Genomic DNA, 20,307 nt, shown 5'->3' on the forward strand with positions numbered 1-20,307 from the left:
ATTTCTTGAGTCTAAGGCAGATAATAAAATGCTATCAAGAAACTCATCAATACACATACCTCTGATAACTCAATCGAAGCACCAATCGTATCACCAGTAATCCCACCAATTCTTTCAATGAACTTCGCACGTAGATAAAACAGCAGTAGTAAAAATATTGCTAAACAGAAAATACCAGCTCCCTCAAACACACAAAGAAATGATAATGTAATGACAAAGACTATCCATGTCGTTATTTTGGGTATCAAATCAGCAATAGAATGCCCTAAACCTTGTTTTCGCACATAGCTTGTAGTGAGAAAAAGAAATAAAGCTGAACTTCTGCCAATTGCAGGTACTACAATCAGAAATACTGATAATTGTTGTTCTAATAACACATAAATAGCGACAAATTTAAGCAAGCAAAGCATGATCAAACTTAAAACACCGATAGGCCCGCATGCTGGATCTTTCATAATTTTAAGTGTACGTTCAGGATCACCGAAACCACCGACCCATGCATCTGCAGTATCTGCTAATCCATCTAAATGTAATCCGCCAGTCAGCCAAATCCATAATACGAGGATAATACTTGCCAGCAATAAGGCTGGCAGTTTGAATAGCAATATTGAACATGCAAATAAAACTAAACCGATCAATAGTCCAATGAAAGGATAAAACAAAATGGCTTGTGCATTTTGCTTTGCGGTTGGCATATTTTTTAATTGAATCGGTAAAACAGTTAAAAATTGCAAGGCAATCCAAAAAGGTGTCATGCTAGAAATCTCAGCCAAGCTATATCTTTTATTCACCCATTATGAAGAAATAAAAATGGGAATAGCAACTCTATTCCCATCCTAAAAAATTATTAAATTAGATTATTGAATTTGATAGCATTGTTTAAGCTTCAAATAGTCATAATAAAAGCTATTTGTACGGTATCTTGCATAATCACAAGCGGGTTTAAATAAGGTTTCTTTTTCATTGTAAAACATTTTTACCAAAGTGCTGCCTTGCGCATTTTGATAGATATCCCATTGTACATTCGCAGCCATTGGAGAAACTATCTCACCTCTCCATGGGCTATTGTTATAATTATAAGTTTGATGCAATGCTAAGGGTTGCATCTTATTAAACAACTCCAAGCTCGTTGCTAAAGGAATAATGATTTCAGCATGCGCAAAACGTAAAACTGCACGATGTGATTGTTGTTTATCGACAACCGCGTCGACCTGCTTAAACAGATCTTGTGTCAATCCCTGTGCAATTGCACTGGTGACTTGATTCGACTCGCTAAAACTTGGCCCTTTTTCATAGAAATCATTCGCATCATTAAATTCTGCATAGAACTTTGCTGCATCTTCAGGCATATATTTATCAAAATCGACACCTTTGAGTTCACTCTGCATACCTCCCATGATTGAATAAAGCTCATATAAATAAGCGGCTGCATCCACAGCACTAGTAATGCTATTTTTACCCTTACCTTTTTCAGTAATGGTTTCACCTTTCGGTGCGACTACGCTATATGAACCATTATTGCTAAAGGTATAAGTTTCATTCGTCCCTAGTTTTTGAATAAACTCAGTTTTGAAAATTGGTTTAAGCACTTGCATTGCAACCGTTTCAGCCCGTATATCACCTGCCAGCGCTTTCAATTTTTGAGCTAAATCATGATCTTCTTCGGCAAATTTCTGGTAAGCCCGGCTCGCATCATAAACGGCTTTTTCTTGCTCAGATAAAGATTGAGCCAAATCTTGATCTGCCGTTAACTTATGGAAATAAAGCTTGAAGCGATCTACGCCACCATCTTCAACTGTTGGCACACTTTCACTGGCTAGGCTAGTATAAGAAATTGGTGTAATTTTATCTTTAAGTTTATGGTTTTGTTGAATAAGTTCATCAGTAAAAAACTTAGCACTATCCACGGCACGGTCAACACCTGAGCTCTGCACCAAAATAGATGACTGTTGGTTTTCTGCTGCTTTAAATAAACTCGGTAGACGTTGTAATAATCGATCAGCAATTCCCCTATGCTCTAATATCCCTGTCAAACTTTCATTGCCATAACCAAACTGGCGAATACCTTCTACACCATAGCCTAACAGAATATTTGCTTTCATCATGCTTTCTAGATCTGCACCGAGTTTTTCACCTAACGGAGTCAGCGCATTTTCAGCCTTTGCCTGTTTCCATAGATTATAAAGTGCTAAATCATATTTGATACTGGACAAGCCTCGGGAACCATGACGTGCAACTAATTCAGTAAAAACTGGTTCAAATCCTTGTGGAGTTGGCTCATATTTTTTTAGATCTTGTAAAGGCTGATAAGGTGTTTTAGTTTGATAATATTTTGATGGCGTATTATTTTCAGGCGTTGTTTGTGATTGTTGATGATCATCATTATTACATGCGGCCAATAATACACTTGCGCATAACACACTGCTTTTAAATAATATATTCATGAATTATTTGCTTATAGATAAAGAAGTGCCATGTATCATAGACAGGAGCAATGACAGTTCTATTAAACCATTCAGTAAAAATTTTAAATACAGTTGTATTTAGACGCTAAGGAGCAAGTGTCTTTTCCATAAAACCAATCCCACTATCAGTGTCAAGCAACTCTAACTGATACAGTTTTCCCAGTTCTGCTGGCATTTTTAATAACTCATCTAAGTTATGTTGTCTTGCTAAACAGGTTAGTAACTTTATTACCCCTCCGTGTGTAACAATCAGCGCTGTTTCCCAACTGCTCTCCTGCATTTGCTGATGAATTTGTTTAAAACCAATCAAAAGTCGTTGTTGGAATCGCGCTAAAGGCTCACCATTTGGTGCTTGATATTGAGTCGGGAATTGCCAAAAATTTGCCAGTAACTCAGGAGTCGTTTCATAAATCCTTTGAGTTGAAACACCTTCCCAATCACCAAAATACATTTCTTTGATATTTTCATTGATCAATAGCGGGCGTTGTAATTGATTTGCTAAATTTTCAGCAAAAAGACGGCACCGTTGCAGAGGGGAACTAATGATGACATCCCAATACTGCTGAGCGTCAAGATAACCTTGAACGGTTGTTTGCATCTGCAACCAACCCTGCTCGGTCAATTCATCATCAAGGTGTCCACGTAAAGTATGACTTTGCGTTGTTTCACCATGACGCAATAGATCAATCTGCAACTTTATCACCTGAGACGGCTGCTTCTGCAAAGGTTGCCATCTGATTATGTAGCACACAAGCAAGTTGAATCATTGACAACGCTACACCGGCACCACTGCCTTCACCTAATCGTAAATTCATATTTAAAATGGGTTGAGCATTGAGTTCTTTTAGGATTCGTTGATGTCCATACTCAGCAGATTGATGACCAAACAACATCCAATCTCTCACACTAGGTTGAATACGCACTGAACATAAAGCCGCCACAGAACTAATAAAGCCATCAACCACAATTGGCATACCGATCTGAGCACAACGAAGATAGGCGCCAGTCATTGCGGCAATTTCTAGACCACCAACCGCTGCAAGTATTTTTAAAGCATTATTGCCAATATTTGGTGTATGAAGTTTTATAGCTTGATGAATGACTGCAATTTTGTGCTGAAGTTGTTGATTGTTAATTCCTGTACCGACACCGGTTAATTGCTCAGCACTTTCATTTATTAATAAACTTGCCATTGCAGATGCGGAACAGGTATTTCCAATACCCATCTCACCAGCAATAAAGATATCTGCTGCTTGAGATTGTGCCAAATCAATACTTTGTTTACCCAATTCCATTGCGGCAATGCATTCTTGCTCAGTCATTGCAGCGTGTTTAGTGAAGTTCGCCGTACCAGCTCGAATACAATGTCGTTCAACACCAACATAATCATAAACATCGCCCACCGTACCGCAATCAATCACTTGCAAGTGTGCCTGATGATATTGGGCGATTACGCTAATCGCAGCGCCACCAGAAGCAAAGTTTTGAAGCATTTGCCGTGTCACAGCTTGAGGATAAGCAGAAATATTTTCTTCAACTACACCATGATCACCAGCAAAGATCGTAATCCACGGCTTCTGAATCCGAGGTTGAATAGTTCCTTGTAAACTCGCAAGTTGAATCGCAATTTGCTCCAACTGACCTAATGCACCTGTTGGCTTAGTCAATTGCGACTGACGATACTCAGCTTGTGATTTTGTTGCTAAATCTGGATGTTTAATTGTTTCTAACCACCAAGCTTGTTCTGACATTTTATTGCTCATCTTTTAAAATCATAGGAAATCCAGCCACACAAAACATCACTTTGTTTGCTAATTGCCCCAAAGCTTGATGTAAGCGCCCTGCTTCATCGACAAATCGACGACTGATTTCCCCCATTGGAACTACACCAAGCCCTGTTTCATTGCTCACTAAAATAATTTGTGATTTAAGTTTGGGCAGCACATTTAATAACTGATCTATTTGTTGTAAATATAAGTTCGAATCTTCAGCGAGCAAGAGATTAGTTAACCACAAAGTGAGACAATCAACCAAAATAATTTGATTCTCCTGATCTATTTGTAAAAGCTGATCTGCCAGAAATATTGGCTCTTCACTTAATTTCCAATGCTGCGGTCGTTGCTGTTGATGATGCTGAATACGCTGTTGCATTTCCTCATCTAAAGGCTGTGCCGTTGCAACATAGGCCACCACTAGACCACTTTCTGTCGCAATTTTCTCAGCTAAACGGCTTTTACCTGAACGCGCACCACCTAGAATTAATTGCAACATATTCAACCCAATTTGACTTGATGATAAGGATACAGTAATCCTTGTAAAATCTGAGCGTTATAATAACCGAAAGTCAACTGATTGACCTGAACTTTAATTTTTTGGATTGTTAGGGCTTGAATACGCTCTAGAACTAATTCGCTTGACCAAGCCTCGCGATAAAGCCCCAAGGTGATATGTGGGCAATAGATCGGCGCAGCAATTTCGTCCTTAACTTGATACAAACTCTTTCGTATCTTATCTAATGTATTTTGAGAGTCCAGAATCTGTACAAATAAAGCGCTACTAAAACTATCAATATGTGACAGTTCCAGCTCAAAATCATCTAATTCTAATGCTTCTAATATGTTGATTTGTTGATTGAGCTGAATAATTTCAAAATCATCATTGTACTGTGCTGGTTCCTCGGTCAAAAAACCAGTAACAAACAAAGTGATATGGTATTGACGTAGATTAGGCGTTATCAATAAATCCGCAAAATGTTGTTGTAATTGGTCTAAGTATTGGATCAACTCAGGGGGATTAATTTGGATATACCACACGCCATAATTACAGCGACCACGATGCCATTCAGGATAATCGTGGTTTGCAGTTGCCATCAGTTTCGTTGATGCTTGTAATAACACAACATTTTGAACAAAGTTAAAGTTGTGTTATTCAAGCATAGATTGCTCTAAACTTTAAACAGTTTCTGTTTGAATCTCAGAAAAATGCTTAAGATTTAGTACATCCTGATCCTTCTTTAAATATGCGGTAATTCCATCGTAAATATCAGCCAATAAATCTTTATATTGGCTTTCTGATATATCCAACTGTTTAACGTGCTTTTGTAGATGCTGCACAATCTTCATTTCATCTAAATCTAAAAATTTTATCGCATAGATATAGCCAAACACAGCACCTTCAACAAGCTTCTGATATGGAATCTGTTGCTGTATATGCGTTTCAATACTTCCAAAGACACGCTCATTAAAGCTTAATTTCCGTAATGGATCTCTTGCTACACGCTCACATGGATCTTTGTAGGCATAACGACATGAGTTGAGAAAACTATTTGCCATACGATCTAATTGTTTCGCTTGATTTGGCACTAAGTTGGTTAAACCTAATTTAACCTCATCCACTAACCCTTCAACAAAAACCTGCATCTGTGGGTCAGCCATCGCGATCCCAATCGTTTCATGCCCATTTAAACTTGCATTCCAAGCGAGGATGGCATGGCAACCATTCCATAAGCGATTCTTAATGATCTGGATATCAGAAATTTGATCCACTAAAACCATTTGACGCATTTTGACAAGTAATGGGCTTCGATTTTCGACATAGATCGGCATATCAGCTTCTCCATGAAATAAAATCAAATCCATATTTTGCAAGAACTGACCTGCTTGAAATTGCTCCCGCATGTCTTCTAAACATTGTGTCAATTGCTGCTCTTGTTTTTCACTCAGCGCCGTTTCGTCCGAAAGCTCAATCGTTTCATCATTCAAATCAGATTGGTATTGTTGGTATAAACGATGCTTGATTTTTAATTGACGATATAAATCCTGATCGGTCAACTTTGAAACCATCCTGTTTACAACGGTATCACAGAAGTAATGCTCGCTCAGGATATGTTCGGCAATGTCCTCATCGGTGATTTCTAATAACGCATCACGAATATATTTAAGCACCAGATATTTTGCACAGACTTTATTTAAAATAATGAGGAATGTAATTGGTTCATTATTCTGAACGTCTTGTGACATAAAACGTGCTAACAAACCTTTAGCAATAATCTTCGATTCAGACTCAATTGCTTGTTCAGGTAAACACAATGCGATTAGACTTGACTGCATATACATTTCTAACATCTGCTGCTCATTATCAGCATCAATCACTGTTAGATTTTCAATTCGTTCATCATAAGAACACTGTGGATAGCGGATACTATAACTACCAAAACTATTTACCGCTTCGCGATATAGACGATTTCGAGTCGATGCTAAAATACGTCTTGGACGGGTAAAACCATCCCAATGCGATAATATTTGGGCAATGTAACCACCGCCAATTGCACCAAAACCATGAATCCCGACTGTAAGCTGATTTAAACTTTGTGGAAATGCTTCTTGCAACTGCGGCATAAGCATTTCAGGAATATGTTGATCCAATGCAATCAAATATTCATACATATCAGGATAATAGAAATTTGCTTTTGCCAGCATGGCATCATTCGGTTCTTTAATATCTTTGAATAAAACAGTAATGCCTCCTGCATCAAATGCAGAACGAATACCATTTTCAGAGTCTTCAAACATTAAACATTGTTCAGGCTTTAAATTAATTTTTTCTGCTGCCTGTAAAAAAATCTCAGGATGAGGCTTTCCTTTTTCTACCTCATCGCCACATACAAGCAAATCAAAGAACTTGTATACATTTGCATTAATCAAATACTCTTCAGCGATCGCTCTGCGACTTGATGTTGCCACAGCCATTCTAAGTCCAGACTTTCTCAGTCGTTCTAGCACTTGTACCAATCCCTTTTTAATCGGTACCCCCTGATTTCGTACAAACTCAAGCTCTAATTCGTCTGCACGTTTACGAATTGTCTGATAAGGAACTTCTGTTCCATAAATTTTTTGTGCGAGTTGTTCTGCTGTTTTTGCACTTAATCCTAGACATTGCATCAAATAATCATCAGAGAATTCCTGTCCAATGAGTTCTTGAGAGGCTTGTTTTAATGTTTGAAAGCGTAATCGCTCAGTATCAAACATTGTGCCATCCATATCAAAGATCGCCCCATGGACAGGATAATCATGAAAAATCAGCATTATTACTCCTTGATTGTTATCACGATCTTTTAGCATACCGAATAAAATTTGTGATAATCCAAGTTGTAAATAAATGAAATAAAAATGATTAAATTTTAACCATGCATTTAAAATATTTATCGAATACCTCTCTGTACACGACAAATTTCATAGGATCCTTGTCCTATCAGGCTTTTTCTTTCTTAAAATTGCTAGCACTTTCTTAAATTCTTCTTTTTTTCCAAAACCAATCAAACGTAGAATAGCCATTTGAACATAGTCCAAACCGTAGCGAAATAAACTTACTGAAAGTCGTCCATGCTTCTTTATTTTTATCGCTTTTTTCCGATCATGTTGCCATTCACCTGTTAAATAGCACCAACAGAAACCGATAGCTAGCACTGCTATCAATTTCTTGACTCGTCTAGGGTCTGTTAAACGAGTATTTTCAAGATTGAATCCACGTCCTTTGAGACAACTAAATAACGTTTCGATTTCCCAGCGTAATGCATAATCACGAATAGCAGAAGCATTAAACATAGGAGAAACAACAAGTAAAAGCTCTCCATCTTCTAATCGTAGCGCACTAATATACAGTTTCACTCGACCAACCCAAATACGTCGTTTACGACATTCAGTTTGACCAACTTGAAGATGACGAAATAAATCACTAATTTTATGATTCTTGGCTAAGTGATTGGTCACAATAAAGTTTTTTTAACACGTATACAGAAGTTAATGTCATTTTCAATTAACCATGTAAACCATTTCTCACCGATAAATTCTCTGTCTGCAAACACATTCACAATACGATCTTTACCAAAAATGGAGATAAAGCGTTGAATCAAAGCAATACGCTCTTTTGTATCTGAATTTCCACGTTTATTGAGCAATGTCCAAACAATAGGTATCGCTATTCCACGATAGACGATGGCTAACATCAAGATATTAATATCTCGTTTTCCCCATTTCCAATTAGTTCTATCCAAAGTTAATTGGACTTTATCGAATGAAAATATATTGAAAATTAACTGAGAAATTTGACGATAATCGAAATACTGATCTGCAAAGAAGCGTTGTATACGTCGATAAAATGATTGTGGTAAGCACTTGATGGGTAAGGCTTTAGATGCAGAAGAAAGATTACATGTCTGTTTTACAATTAATGCAAGCATAATCAGTGTAAAACATTTTGCATGTGACTTGTTCCACTTTAGATATTTGTTTAAGATGAGATGTAACTCATTGAAATGTGTCATCATATTCGTCGTCAGAAAACAAGTATTATGCCATTATTTCAATGAGTTATCTTTTTTTGTCGTGTACAAAGCGAATACCTATAGTATTGGTCAAAAAATTTGCATTATGAAAGGTATTGTGATTGACATTTTTTATATATGGGTTTTTATGTTTTTCTGTCTTAGTAAGTCCCCTTGGATAGAAAATGTGAATAAACTGCAGAATGAATATCCATACGCCTAGATCAAACGTCCAACTAAAAATAATCATCTAAGAATTGATTACGAGACTGCAATCATAAAAATTTAATATTCTCTGTCTTTCAAGCATATTTGATTTAGGAGTTAACCTTATTGCTTATCATCGTATTCTGATTTGAATAGGATATGATCAACAAGTAGATCGCCACAGCAATCATCAATATTAAGAGTAAATAAAAAGGTAATTGAATGCCGAACTGATATAGAAAAGTGCTCAGTAAAGGCGCCACAATGAGACCAATCGCTTGAGTAGCTGTACAAATACTTGCCATTTTGACTTGAGCAGTTTGCGGAACAGATTGAGCCGCCCCTGTGGTAAATGCAGGCAAAAGGCTTGCCACCCCGACCCCATAAAATAAATAACTTATTTGAAACATCCAAATATGGATTGCACTTAAAGATAGGATAAGTCCACTAACCATGCTAAACGTACCCAGCAATACCAAAGCTTTTAGTTTTAAATGAAGTACTTTTACAATCAGGATCTGAGTAATCACTAAGCTAAAACCAACAATGAGCATACATTGGGAAAAATAAATCGCACTTTGTTGTGAGCTTAAATGAAAATGGTCTTGAATATAGAATCCTGCAGTCATATTGAGCGTCACGATAGCCATATAGGTAGTAAATCCTAAAATAAGCCAAGGCATAGCTGGTTTTAATGAAAATGAATGCTCTATTTTTACAGGCTGTTTTTGATCCAATATTGTGTTTTGTTTACCCTCATCATGTTTAAAATACATTGTGATAATCAAACTAAAAATCACTAACAAAATAACAGCAATCCACATTGGCAATAGAATGCCACCAAACAATAACACGGACGTCAGAAATGGACCGACGATCATACCTAAGCTATTCATCGCACCATACATTGCCATTTTTTGACTGCGTTGTTGTTCCTCTGTGACATGTTGCATGACATAACTTTGTAGACCAATTTGTGGCATAGCCATAAAACCACCAGTACTCGCTCGACTAATCACCAACAAAGCAAAAACTATCATTACGGGTAATGTTTGTTGTATTCCCCAATAAAGAATCGCTGTAAATATAGCCCAAGTAATGGTCATGCCCCAGAAACCATAATTCATTAATTGATAAGGAGTCTGTATTTTTTCCCCTCGGGCAATCAGAATAGATGCAATCGCCATACAAATTGCACCCGCTGAAACAATTACTCCGCCCTGTACTTCTGTTAAGCCAAGCTCACGAATTAATGGGGCAAGTAAAGGTAAAATCATTGAAAAACAAGTACCGTTGGCTAGAGTTGCCCAAGCCAATAATTTAAAATTTTGTTGCATAGGTAGTATTCATCAAAAGAAAAGGCATCTTAATCAGATGCCTTTATGATTGGATTAGTATTTAAGTGTATAGCTTAGACCGTAGGTACGACCTTGAGCTGGTAGACTAGAAATTGGACCATAAACTGCTTCAGCCGCTTGGCCATATACCGTTTTATAGTCTGCATTCCAAACATTATAGACACCAAAACCTACAGTTCCAGGACCTGCTTTGGCATTGGCAATCACATCCATGACTGCATACCCCTTGATTTTAGTTGCCGCATTTGGGCGAACATTTTCATCATATTTGGCAACGAGGGAATCTTCATATGCTTTATCAGTACCTTTCACGGCAAGCATCTGAACTCTTAGACTATTGCCCTTGCCATCATTCCACTCACCGAATAATGTTCCTTTGATTGGGGAAATTTGAAAAGCGTTCAGCTCTCGCCAAGAACCACTCGCGTCTTTAAATTGACCTCGAGTATAAGATAATGTCCCACCGACACTAAATTGATCCAATACTGGCATGCTTGCATTCGCTTCAAGACCATAAATACGTTGGTCTGTATCTGCAACAGTTACAGAACGATCAGCTTTAAACTGGATGACTTTATCAGAAGTATTGTAGAACGTTGTTAATCCAAGATTTGCACCAAGGTCATTTTGCAATCTCCAACCCAATTCGTAACTATTGACAGTAATTGGATCAACATTGCCTGATCGAACTACATAACCAGCAGAAACATCGCGTAATACACGTTGAATATCTGGTAAGCTAAAACCTTGAGAGAAGTTTGCAAATACTTGTTGCTGGTCATTTAATTTGTACACAGCGCCTAAATTAAATAATGTTTTGTCGTGTTTAACAGAACCTGCAGCGACCATTCCAACCGGCTGTCCGGTGATATCACCTTGAATAGCTGCAACAGTGGGTTGAAATGCACTGGTGTCGCTTTCAATACGTTGATAACGAATGCCCGCTTGAACATTCAATGCATCCGTTAAATCATAATTTCCTTGAACAAATGCACCTAAGTTTTTAATGGTTGCATCTGGGCCAAAGTCATAACTCCGCCCTGTATTTTGATATTTCAGACCATTGTGGGTAAAACTATATAAATCAGCTGTTTGCTTATCTTTCTCACGGTCATAATCAATACCATAAGTCAGTTTTAGATCACGATCAGCAACATTCAACTTTGATGTCATTGCAGCACGAATACCGGCAACATCAATATCAGACTCAGATTGGTAAGCCAAATAATATCCAGCAGGAATAAAGTTAGCTAAAACCGTCGGGTAAAAGCGCGCTTTTTCATTGCGATAATATGCTTCTATATTCAGCTCTTGCCCAAGTAAATCCGTGTTTTGATATTGCGTATTTACATCATAACGTTTGGTGAATGGCTGATCATCGATTTCAAAACCTTTGAGTGCTTTTAAACTCGGTGGATTGCCTTTTAAAACTGCGAAGTCTGGACCATAATCTGGACCATACTCTGAATCTTGTTTGTCATTATAATACTGAGCCCCCAAACTTATTTTTTGGGTATCAGTAAATTGCCAGCTTAAACGACCATTCACATCAACCGTTTCTGTATCTTGGCGATCCGTTTGTGCAATCTCTGGTCCAATGCGATTACCATGACTGTCTTGGATTTCACCACGTTTGGTATAGCCTGCCCCTAAGAAACCACTCCAATCACCTTGATTAAACCCAACTGATTGATAAGCTTCATAAGCTAGTGCATCATTTTTAAAATTATCGCCAGATGTAACACCAAGTTTTGATTCAAAATTTACACCATCACCAGTCCCTTTCTTTGTGATGATATTAATAATACCGCCTGTTGCACCGGAACCGTAGATACTACTTGCACCTGAAACCACCTCAATTTTTTCAATTGAATCAGGGCTAATACTATTTAGTTGGCGTGCGGCATCACGTGAACCTGTTTGGGCAACCCCATCAATAAGGACAAGCACCTGACGGCCACGCATAGTTTGACCGTAATTAGTGGTTGTTCCGCTACTCGGGCTGAGTGATGGAACCAGTTGAGCTAGAATATCTGCCAACTTTCGTCCAGCCGCCGCTTGTTGTCCAATTTGTTTCTGTTCGATTGATTGAACTGTCCCTGCAATTTCAGCGATACTTTGTGCTGAACGAGTTGCTGTCATAACAATTGGCGCAAGTTGTGTTGGTTTTTGGACTTCTGCTGCAACATTATTTTGAATCGTGGTATCGATCTCAGTTGTTTGAGCATAAAGCTGGGCACTTACTGCCAAGCTTAGAAGTGTTAGTGTTGTCGAAAGTGTATGAACTTTCATAAGTAGCCCCTAGATAAGTTGTTTCGATTGTTTTGCTTTAGAAATCAAAACTTGACTGAGTAAAACGCTTAAAATGGATGCAGCGGCGAGAATTAAATAAAAATTTCCATAGCCAAACGCTTTAGCTAAGAAACCTGACATCGCACCACCAATGAAATAAACCAATAATTCAAAACAGACCAAAATCGTAAAATCCGTTCCTGCTTGATCTTTAGAGCTGGTCTGCATGAAATGTGCATATAACGCCGTCATCGCGATATAACGAATTGCAAGAATGACAACTACAAATACACCAAGTAATCTGTGCCATTGATCAAACCAACTGAGTAGAACAGCTGCACCCAACAAGGCATAAATCAAAGTACGTGCCCAGCCTGCCCAGATCAGTAATTGTGTAGCTGCTATTTTTTTCAAGAGAAATGCAGCAGATACAGCAGCTAATAATCCAATACCCGCACCGATCACAGACATCAACACTCCAATCTCTGCCAAAGACCACTTTTGATCAATTAGCATCGGATTCAGCATTGCCATTGCAGGTGCTTCAACGAAGCGATAACACACGATCAAAGCTAAAGCCCATAACATTTCTGGACGTTTAAACGCACGAATCAGACTTGGTGGATGTTTAGCGATTTTCTCAGAAATTGATTTTTCTTTGATTTGGAAAATCGCAAACATAGTCAGTGCCGTCATTGCGGCTAAGGAAATCAATGCAGTTTGCCAGCCATAAAGCTGGTAAAGCCATAAAGTTGCTGCTCCACCCACCATACTACCGAGCGCAACGCCGATGCTTTGTGCCATGCTTCCTAAGCGATATTCAGACTCTGAAAAGGTTTCGACGGTATAGCCATCAATGGCAATATCTTGAGTTGCTGCAAAAGTTGAAATCCATAAACCAACAATGACAAATACACCGAGGCCATAATCAAACTGTGTTAATGCCAAAGCAACAACACCTAGCACCAGTGCAATTTGTGTAAATAGCAACCAAGTCTTACGCTTTCCTAGTTTTTTTAAGTAGAAACGATCAATTAAAGGCGCCCAAAAGAATTTGAATGCCCAAGGAATATAAAGCAACGACAACATGCCAATCCAACGTAAATCTACACCTTGATGGCGCAGAATCGCTGGTAATGCCACGTTGTAAAAATACAGTGGTAAAGCATGCGCGAGGTATAAAACCACCACGACACTTAGGCTTAAGGCTGAAACTTTCTGAATATTTAATGAATTTTGATTCATAAATACCTCTGCATCGCCCATTGCATGGCTTCAGTTTTATCTACGCTGACAAAATATGGGACGTGCCAAGCTTTGTGTAGTGCTGGTGTATCCAATCGAATACGATCTTCGTCATCCTGAGCAATACGCGCAAAACCTAAGCAATATTGGTAAAAATCTTGTTTATATTGTTTATACCACTTGCCTTGGATTGCTCTATATTCCTCCGGAAATTCTGTATTTTCATCAGTTTGCATGATCAACACAAAATTTCGCTGATGTTCGAAATAGTGCTGAATTCGTGCTAACCATTGTTCAAATTCTGCTACCGAGACATGCGCTGCAAAGCGCATGTCTAGGATATGCATTTCATTGATATATAAGCTCATGTAACACTCAGGATTTTGGCTGGCCGATCTGCTAGCTGTTGTTGTGATGTTTGGTAATATTCCCCAAACTTGTGATAAAAAGTTTCTCTAAAGCAGTAGTACAACATCGCTGTTTTTTCAGGCATCGGTATTAAACGTTGGCTTTCATAACAAAGCTCTGCCACCACTGCTGCATAAGGTTTGACGGTATGATCTGGCTCACCCACAATTTTTTTCGCTTTAGAGTGCTCAAAAATATAGAAGCTGAGTAAACGAATAGTTGGGCGTAAAAAACCTTTACCGAACACTGATTTGTCACCAAATAGCAAATGCCAACCGAGATCATTGTCATCACCATCGTAATAACGGCCTAAACGATCTCGTTTACCCTCATAAATTTCGGTATAGCCCACATCTTTGCCATCAATTCCGACGATCAATAAACGGTGATGGTCATCTGCAAGCATTTTGTCGAAGTAAACTTGTAACTCCAGTTCCGATTTATTTAGCTGCCACTGTGGAATCACATGTGGTTCATGCATCCATTTGTGCAATAAAGGAATATCCTGCGGATATTTCACTTGTCGTAAGTAGTACTGAGTTCCATCTTCAAAGTATTCAAAATAATCTGGTAATTGCTGAGAGATTGTTTTCATATCGAACCTATAAAATGACGAATAAAATTAGCCCACTTTCGCTTGGCGAGGTTGCTGTGCCCACGTTTTCAATGTTTCTGGGCTAACTGGATTTGCAATGGGATCAAGAAAGACAGGCACAGGACGCTCTGCTTCATCGTTATAACTTGTGGTAAATAGACGTACACGGTTTAGGCAAATTTTGGTGTAGTTAGGACGCAGCATGGCGAATTTATCAGCACGTTCAGCCAGTTCTGGATGTTTGTGGTTAAATTCAACAATTGTGTTGGAAATGGTCTGCCAGAAATCAAGCTCAGAATATTCAGGATAGTCTTGCAAGAACACATTACAGATATAGCGGTAATGAACCATGAACAGACCAGTGAAGATAAAATGACTTAGATCGGTCGCCTCATGTCGTAATAACAAAGCCGCTTCAGGTGGTAACTGAGCTAACTCAGGGAAATCCTCATCCACCAAATTAATGTCATCAATGAAATCTTTTAATACCATAGCTTTTGGTACTCCATTTTCATGTACCAACATCGTGTTCTCACCGTGTGGTGAAAATGCCAAACCATAGCGGTATAAGCAAAGTAATAATGGACTCATACTTACTTGAGCAAATTGTGCTAACCAAGCCAAAGGGCTTAAACCTGATGCCTGGATCAACACGCTCAAGATCGATTGACCTGAAATATCACGGTGTAACAATGCTGCTTGAGATAACACTTGATGAGATGAATCAACATAACGATCAACACTTTCACGCCATAAACAACCGAACAGCTCTTTAAATTGATACGGTGCGCCATCAATGCGATCGAAACAAGGCTGATGGATAGTTAAAGTCGCAACTTCACCTAAGAAAATCACACCTGTATTTTGTAAGTCTTGATCTTGTTGATGAATTCTTTTTAACCATGCGGTCACTGCTGGAGCTGCTAGATTACGCTTTGAGGGTAATCCACGATAAACAGCGGTATTAAAAATACTGACAGGCAACTTAATGTAATGGCGTTGTAGGTTTGACGTATTGCATAATGTGCGGATTGATTGCATCGGCACATAGCTATCTTGGCTGATATTCAGCTCAATGATTTTCTGATCGACAATCTCATTGGCATAAGTCGGAACGAGCCATTGATGCCATTGCCATGCGTGTACTGGAATTAAAAAGTAATTTTGCGGGTCTAGATTTTTTTCTTGGAGAATATTGATGAATTGCTGTAGTTCATTGGCATCAAATTCATGTTGATATAAACCGCAGGCACTCCAATCTTCAGTACTTCGATACTCTGCCAAATCACGATGTACGGCTAACCACAATACTTTAACTTCAGGTGAAAGCTCTGGTGCAGCGCTTAAATAATCATCATAACCAAAACCCATACGCCCTTTACTCATGATGAGCCAGGGATGACCACGTAGCATGCCTTCAACTTTGTAATGTGGCTCTGTCAAAACCGCTATACTTGGCAAACGTGTTTCATTGAACAAATGTGCTTCTGCAAGCCAAGTATTATTCATTTCTTTGATCAAATACGCTTTGGTAAATGGCTTAACATTAGAACTGTCAGACATTGCGACAATGAACTCATGTAAGTTCCAAGCAGGTTGATCATTTTCCTGACTATGAGTCACATCGCGTACCGAAGCTTCCTGAATATTCCAGTGTCCGAGTAGATATTGATTTCCTTGAAACTCATACTGACGATTGCCTAAATCTAAACGATAACGCCCTGCTGACAATGCTTTAACTTCAATAATTTCTTCGTATAGAAACTCTGCAATCGCCATTTCAATAAGACGTTGTCCTGCGGCACGCCATTGCTGCTGATTAATTTTTAAAGTTGCAAAGTTCATATCAGTTTCTCATATGTTGAATGTACAGAAGCAGTTTGTGTACGAGTGTTTGCACCACGACGATTAGGATGCGCCGTCATCACGTTCTGTTCTGTTTTCTTGAAAATTGAATGGTTTTTATTGGGAGAATTTTCGCAAAGGCACTCGTTTGATTGTGCTTTGTCATCTGCCATACAAATTTTTGGATTTTGAGAGAGATTAAAGTGTTGGAATGTCTGCGCTTGATTGCCTAATTCATAAAGAGGCTCAGCAAGCAATTGATTAATGATCGTTGCTGCACGATAAGCACCAAGACCTAAATCAGGTGTGCCGACACCATGACTATGCATTTCCTGATTTTGAACAAAAATATGACCATTCAGCCGATGTACAACACGATAGTCGTCTGTAATCTGCCAACGCTGTTTATGATCAAACTCTATGTATGGCTTGAGCAACTGCATAAAACCAAAATCAGGCGTGAAATAACCCGTCGCGGCTACAAGAAAATCACAGTCGAGATGAAAAGACTGAGCTGTAGCACGATGCTGGAAATGCAGTCGGATTTTTTGTGTATCCAATGCTTCTGCATCTTTCAAATCACATTGACTATGTAAATGTGTCTGTAAGCTTTGACCTGCAATACTGCGGTGATAAAATTTCTGATAAATTTCACGAATGGTTTTTGCGCTAATTCCCTTGTATAACAAGGCTTGTTGCTTTAACTGATGTTCCTTTTGCTGCACAGTCAAATCATAAAAATGCTGAGCATAATCTGGACTAAAATGTTCCAAACCTAATGGCGCATACTCCATCGGGAAGAAACCCTGAGAACGCGTAAACCAATGCAAATCAAACTGATGATTGACAGTATCTTGCTGTTCATCAAATAAGTCGATAAACACTTCAGCTGCAGATTGTCCAGAACCAAGTACGACCACATCGCCATGTAAATCTGTATCGGCATGCGTCATATACTGTGCTGAATGAAGACATTGTTGTGGACGGATTTTCTGAATTTTTGCCAAACATTCAGGCAAATAAGGCACATTGCCACTACCAACCACCAAATGACGGCATAAATAACTTTGCTGAACACCGTTTGATTCAACGACTACTTTAAAACCTATCGTTTGAGGTTCAATCTTTAGAACCTGCGACTGGTATTCGATACAATCAAGTTGTTCTGCAACCCATTGGCAATAATGGTTGTATTCACAACGTGGAATATGTGGCTGCTCTAAAAAGTAAAACTTATACAAACGTTGCTGATGACGCAGATAATTCAAAAAACTAAATGGACTGGTTGGATCAACCATCGAGACCAAATCTGCCATAAATGGCACTTGTAATACCGTATTAGGTAGTTGCATACCTGCATGCCAATCAAATTGCGCCTTTTGCTCAAAAAACACGTAATTGAGTGAGCTTTTGTTTTGTAGCAAACTAGCAAGACTTAAATTAAAAGGCCCTAGACCAACTCCAATAAAATCAAGCATAACTGACATCCTTCTGTGAAATACGCAGCGGATTTGGCAGTTGCACGTAAACAGATTGATTTTCTACAGGTGCGATCAACTCGTCTAATTCATGCAAACGTGTCAGCAAGTTGCCTTTATAAGGCAGCGTTGAATTGAACAGTAGTCCTTGTATTAAGGTACTCTCAGGATATTGCTGTAATTGCTCTTCTACAAATCCAGTTAGATGCGCTAACAATTCATCTTCAGTAATATAGCCTGTTGCACCGATGGCATTAATAATCCCGAACAAAGTATTGCCAAAGAAATAATAACTAAAACGTTCATCAACAAAAGCTTTCGGACCTACCGCAAAGGCTTTTTCTTTCAGTTCAGGAAGTGCTTGCAGAATTTCAGTGGCAAATTCTTCAATATAATAAAAACCTTGGTTATCACGTAACCATAAAGTTTTAGGAAAATGGTTTTCGAGTTCTAATAATACATTTTGTTGATGTGACTCAAATGCCATACCATAACGATGGTATAGATACATCAAAGGCTGCAAACTGACTTCGAGGAACCGATTAAACCAATCTGAAGCAATCTCTGAAACTTCAGCATCAGGATGGGCTTTCGCAATTTTTGCAAATAAGGCATTAAAACGATTTAAAGGCTTAATCGGATGATCTTGGCACAAAGATGCGATACAAGTGACTTGTTGTTGTGGATGGAATGGTTGATCTCGGAAAATACAAATACTTTCATTGATCACTTCATCATCGATTTTTAAAGCGATCCAAGCTGGATCATTGACTGCTTTTAGACTTGGACACTGTTTAAGAATATTTTGCCCAAACTCACTATGCCACAGACGATGTGTCAATTCACCACGATGACATTCTTTGGCCAAATTCACTCGAATAGAATTGGTAATCATCACTGAAAGTGACGGCTTCACCATCCAAGGTGCATTGAAGCTCGCTAATGTGCGTATGGAAGTGGTTGGAGAGAATTGCCAACCACGCAAGCCCAAATCAATCAGTTGCCCTGTTTGCTTTAATCGTTCAAACCAAGCTTTGCCCTGTAAATAACGCGCTTGCCATGGATGTAAAGGAAGTAACTTATATTCCGCATGTGTCTTTAATAAATTGAGATCACTTTCAGATAAATACCACTGTAACGCGGTTTTTAATTGCGCTGAAATAGGTTCATCAGTCGCACTACCTTCTGCAATATAATCTTGGTGCACTAGCCAATAATGAAGTTGAGTCTTACCTTTATTTTCAGGAGAAAAGTTCAACCAATCTTCATGAACAAAGCCTGTCCTACTTTTTGGCGCGGGATGCATACTATGCCCTAAAATCAAAGCTTGCTCTGTTTCAATAAAGCTTTGCCCTGCTTTTACTAAATCATCAAATTCATATTCACGATTTTGTAAAAACTGTTGTAGCGCATCTCGACTTTGAATCCATTTTTCAACTAATGAAGCAGCATCTAGATGAACAGCGGCTTCTTGAACAAGTTCTTCTAGCAACAACCCAACAATTGCTACAGGACTAAATACCTTAATTTTTTCATCGATAATAATTTGCGGAAGATCTGCTAAGCGATGTCGCCCCACACAGCTCACATAAGATAAAGGGAAAAAGCAACGTGCTTGAATAGAGGTAATCGGTATTGATAACAGCGTCAAACCTTGGCTAAACGTCTGTAGTTGAAGAGATTGCTGACTTTTATGAAGCAAGTGACCTTTGCCAGTTTCTTGCGTATATGCATTGACGAAATGTTGTAACGCCAACCGATTAGCAAGTGATTGCATCTGTCGATATCCTCTTTCAAAAGAGTTAATTTGTTTTTCGAAATGTTTTAGGCCTGAAACACATCTTAAGTACAAGGGAGTTTGTAGTTAAGATGGAACTAATGATAATTATTATCATTTACTATTTCAATTCCATAAAAGAACCTAGAAAAACAGCACTAAATCATTGAATTTATTTTGTTTAATAAGGGATATTGCTCAGTAAAGATACAAAAAGATAATAATAATTCTCATTAAATAAAATGATCAGCTTGTAGCCATCAATAGTTTTTATAGATGTATAAAATTTTTAAATAGTCTCAAATGTAATATTTC

Annotated in this window: 16 protein-coding genes; all 16 read right to left on the bottom strand. The window is 38.4% G+C overall.

The window, feature by feature from the left end; all coding sequences use genetic code 11:
* Positions 1-11: 11 nt before the first annotated feature.
* Positions 12-755, bottom strand: coding sequence for an adenosylcobinamide-GDP ribazoletransferase (locus F927_RS01415; RefSeq protein WP_005080823.1), 744 nt, complete (start codon positions 753-755; stop codon positions 12-14).
* Between the two features lie 102 nt (positions 756-857).
* On the bottom strand, positions 858-2,444 hold the full coding sequence (locus tag F927_RS01420; RefSeq protein ID WP_005080826.1) for a histidine-type phosphatase: 1,587 nt from the start codon (positions 2,442-2,444) through the stop codon (positions 858-860).
* A 106-nt stretch (positions 2,445-2,550) separates the two neighbouring features.
* Positions 2,551-3,159, bottom strand: a complete 609-nt coding sequence (locus tag F927_RS01425) for a histidine phosphatase family protein (protein ID WP_005080829.1) — start codon at positions 3,157-3,159, stop codon at positions 2,551-2,553.
* Entirely contained in the window at positions 3,149-4,216 is a 1,068-nt protein-coding gene (gene cobT / locus F927_RS01430) for a nicotinate-nucleotide--dimethylbenzimidazole phosphoribosyltransferase (protein WP_005080831.1), read from the bottom strand. The genes F927_RS01425 and cobT overlap by 11 nt, the downstream gene beginning before the upstream one ends.
* 1 nt (position 4,217) lies before the next feature.
* Positions 4,218-4,736 carry a bifunctional adenosylcobinamide kinase/adenosylcobinamide-phosphate guanylyltransferase gene (gene cobU, locus F927_RS01435; RefSeq protein ID WP_005080833.1) on the bottom strand — a complete coding sequence of 173 codons (519 nt, stop codon included), beginning with the start codon at positions 4,734-4,736 and terminating at the stop codon, positions 4,218-4,220.
* Positions 4,737-4,738: 2 nt separating this feature from the next.
* Positions 4,739-5,335, bottom strand: coding sequence for a 2'-5' RNA ligase family protein (locus tag F927_RS01440; RefSeq protein ID WP_005080835.1), 597 nt, complete (start codon positions 5,333-5,335; stop codon positions 4,739-4,741).
* A gap of 81 nt (positions 5,336-5,416) precedes the next feature.
* Positions 5,417-7,549: a bifunctional mannitol-1-phosphate dehydrogenase/phosphatase gene (mtlD, locus tag F927_RS01445; protein WP_005080837.1), complete on the bottom strand. Its 2,133-nt coding sequence runs from the start codon at positions 7,547-7,549 to the stop codon at positions 5,417-5,419.
* Between the two features lie 147 nt (positions 7,550-7,696).
* Positions 7,697-8,787 (bottom strand): IS4-like element ISAba33 family transposase gene (locus F927_RS17015; protein ID WP_107010211.1). Its coding sequence is split into 2 segments (ribosomal slippage): positions 7,697-8,247 and positions 8,247-8,787, totalling 1,092 coding nucleotides; the frame shifts between segments, so codons are not numbered across the junction.
* Between the two features lie 317 nt (positions 8,788-9,104).
* Positions 9,105-10,331 (bottom strand): putative acinetoferrin export transporter ActD, encoded by a 1,227-nt coding sequence (gene actD, locus F927_RS01460; protein WP_005080839.1) that lies wholly within the window; start codon positions 10,329-10,331, stop codon positions 9,105-9,107.
* Between the two features lie 54 nt (positions 10,332-10,385).
* The gene (gene actA, locus F927_RS01465; RefSeq protein WP_005080842.1) at positions 10,386-12,644 is read right to left on the bottom strand and encodes a putative TonB-dependent ferric acinetoferrin receptor ActA; all 2,259 of its coding nucleotides are present in this window, start codon (positions 12,642-12,644) and stop codon (positions 10,386-10,388) included.
* A 9-nt stretch (positions 12,645-12,653) separates the two neighbouring features.
* Entirely contained in the window at positions 12,654-13,889 is a 1,236-nt protein-coding gene (gene actC, locus F927_RS01470) for a putative ferric acinetoferrin MFS transporter permease subunit ActC (RefSeq protein WP_005080844.1), read from the bottom strand.
* Positions 13,886-14,257 (bottom strand): protein ActB, encoded by a 372-nt coding sequence (gene actB, locus F927_RS01475; protein ID WP_005080846.1) that lies wholly within the window; start codon positions 14,255-14,257, stop codon positions 13,886-13,888. Before actB ends, actC begins: the two co-directional genes overlap by 4 nt.
* On the bottom strand, positions 14,254-14,892 hold the full coding sequence (acbD, locus tag F927_RS01480) for an acinetoferrin biosynthesis acetyltransferase AcbD (RefSeq protein WP_005080847.1): 639 nt from the start codon (positions 14,890-14,892) through the stop codon (positions 14,254-14,256). Before acbD ends, actB begins: the two co-directional genes overlap by 4 nt.
* A gap of 27 nt (positions 14,893-14,919) precedes the next feature.
* Entirely contained in the window at positions 14,920-16,737 is a 1,818-nt protein-coding gene (gene acbC, locus F927_RS01485) for an acinetoferrin biosynthesis protein AcbC (protein WP_005080851.1), read from the bottom strand.
* Positions 16,734-18,215: an acinetoferrin biosynthesis monooxygenase AcbB gene (acbB, locus tag F927_RS01490; protein ID WP_005080852.1), complete on the bottom strand. Its 1,482-nt coding sequence runs from the start codon at positions 18,213-18,215 to the stop codon at positions 16,734-16,736. The genes acbC and acbB overlap by 4 nt, the downstream gene beginning before the upstream one ends.
* Positions 18,208-19,992, bottom strand: coding sequence for an acinetoferrin biosynthesis protein AcbA (gene acbA, locus F927_RS01495; RefSeq protein WP_005080855.1), 1,785 nt, complete (start codon positions 19,990-19,992; stop codon positions 18,208-18,210). Before acbA ends, acbB begins: the two co-directional genes overlap by 8 nt.
* Positions 19,993-20,307 lie beyond the last annotated feature (315 nt).

The sequence above is a fragment of the Acinetobacter haemolyticus CIP 64.3 = MTCC 9819 genome (assembly GCF_000369065.1).
Lineage (GTDB): Bacteria > Pseudomonadota > Gammaproteobacteria > Pseudomonadales > Moraxellaceae > Acinetobacter > Acinetobacter haemolyticus.

Excerpts from the sequence above, each read along its gene's own strand:
- F927_RS01415 (WP_005080823.1), bottom strand. The coding sequence starts at position 755 with ATGACACCTTTTTGGATTGCCTTGCAATTTTTAACTGTTTTACCGATT.
- F927_RS01420 (WP_005080826.1), bottom strand. The coding sequence starts at position 2,444 with ATGAATATATTATTTAAAAGCAGTGTGTTATGCGCAAGTGTATTATTG.
- cobT (WP_005080831.1), bottom strand. The coding sequence starts at position 4,216 with ATGTCAGAACAAGCTTGGTGGTTAGAAACAATTAAACATCCAGATTTA.
- cobU (WP_005080833.1), bottom strand. The coding sequence starts at position 4,736 with ATGTTGCAATTAATTCTAGGTGGTGCGCGTTCAGGTAAAAGCCGTTTA.
- F927_RS01440 (WP_005080835.1), bottom strand. The coding sequence starts at position 5,335 with ATGGCAACTGCAAACCACGATTATCCTGAATGGCATCGTGGTCGCTGT.
- mtlD (WP_005080837.1), bottom strand. The coding sequence starts at position 7,549 with ATGCTGATTTTTCATGATTATCCTGTCCATGGGGCGATCTTTGATATG.
- actD (WP_005080839.1), bottom strand. The coding sequence starts at position 10,331 with ATGCAACAAAATTTTAAATTATTGGCTTGGGCAACTCTAGCCAACGGT.
- actA (WP_005080842.1), bottom strand. The coding sequence starts at position 12,644 with ATGAAAGTTCATACACTTTCGACAACACTAACACTTCTAAGCTTGGCA.
- actC (WP_005080844.1), bottom strand. The coding sequence starts at position 13,889 with ATGAATCAAAATTCATTAAATATTCAGAAAGTTTCAGCCTTAAGCCTA.
- actB (WP_005080846.1), bottom strand. The coding sequence starts at position 14,257 with ATGAGCTTATATATCAATGAAATGCATATCCTAGACATGCGCTTTGCA.
- acbD (WP_005080847.1), bottom strand. The coding sequence starts at position 14,892 with ATGAAAACAATCTCTCAGCAATTACCAGATTATTTTGAATACTTTGAA.
- acbC (WP_005080851.1), bottom strand. The coding sequence starts at position 16,737 with ATGAACTTTGCAACTTTAAAAATTAATCAGCAGCAATGGCGTGCCGCA.
- acbB (WP_005080852.1), bottom strand. The coding sequence starts at position 18,215 with ATGCTTGATTTTATTGGAGTTGGTCTAGGGCCTTTTAATTTAAGTCTT.
- acbA (WP_005080855.1), bottom strand. The coding sequence starts at position 19,992 with ATGCAATCACTTGCTAATCGGTTGGCGTTACAACATTTCGTCAATGCA.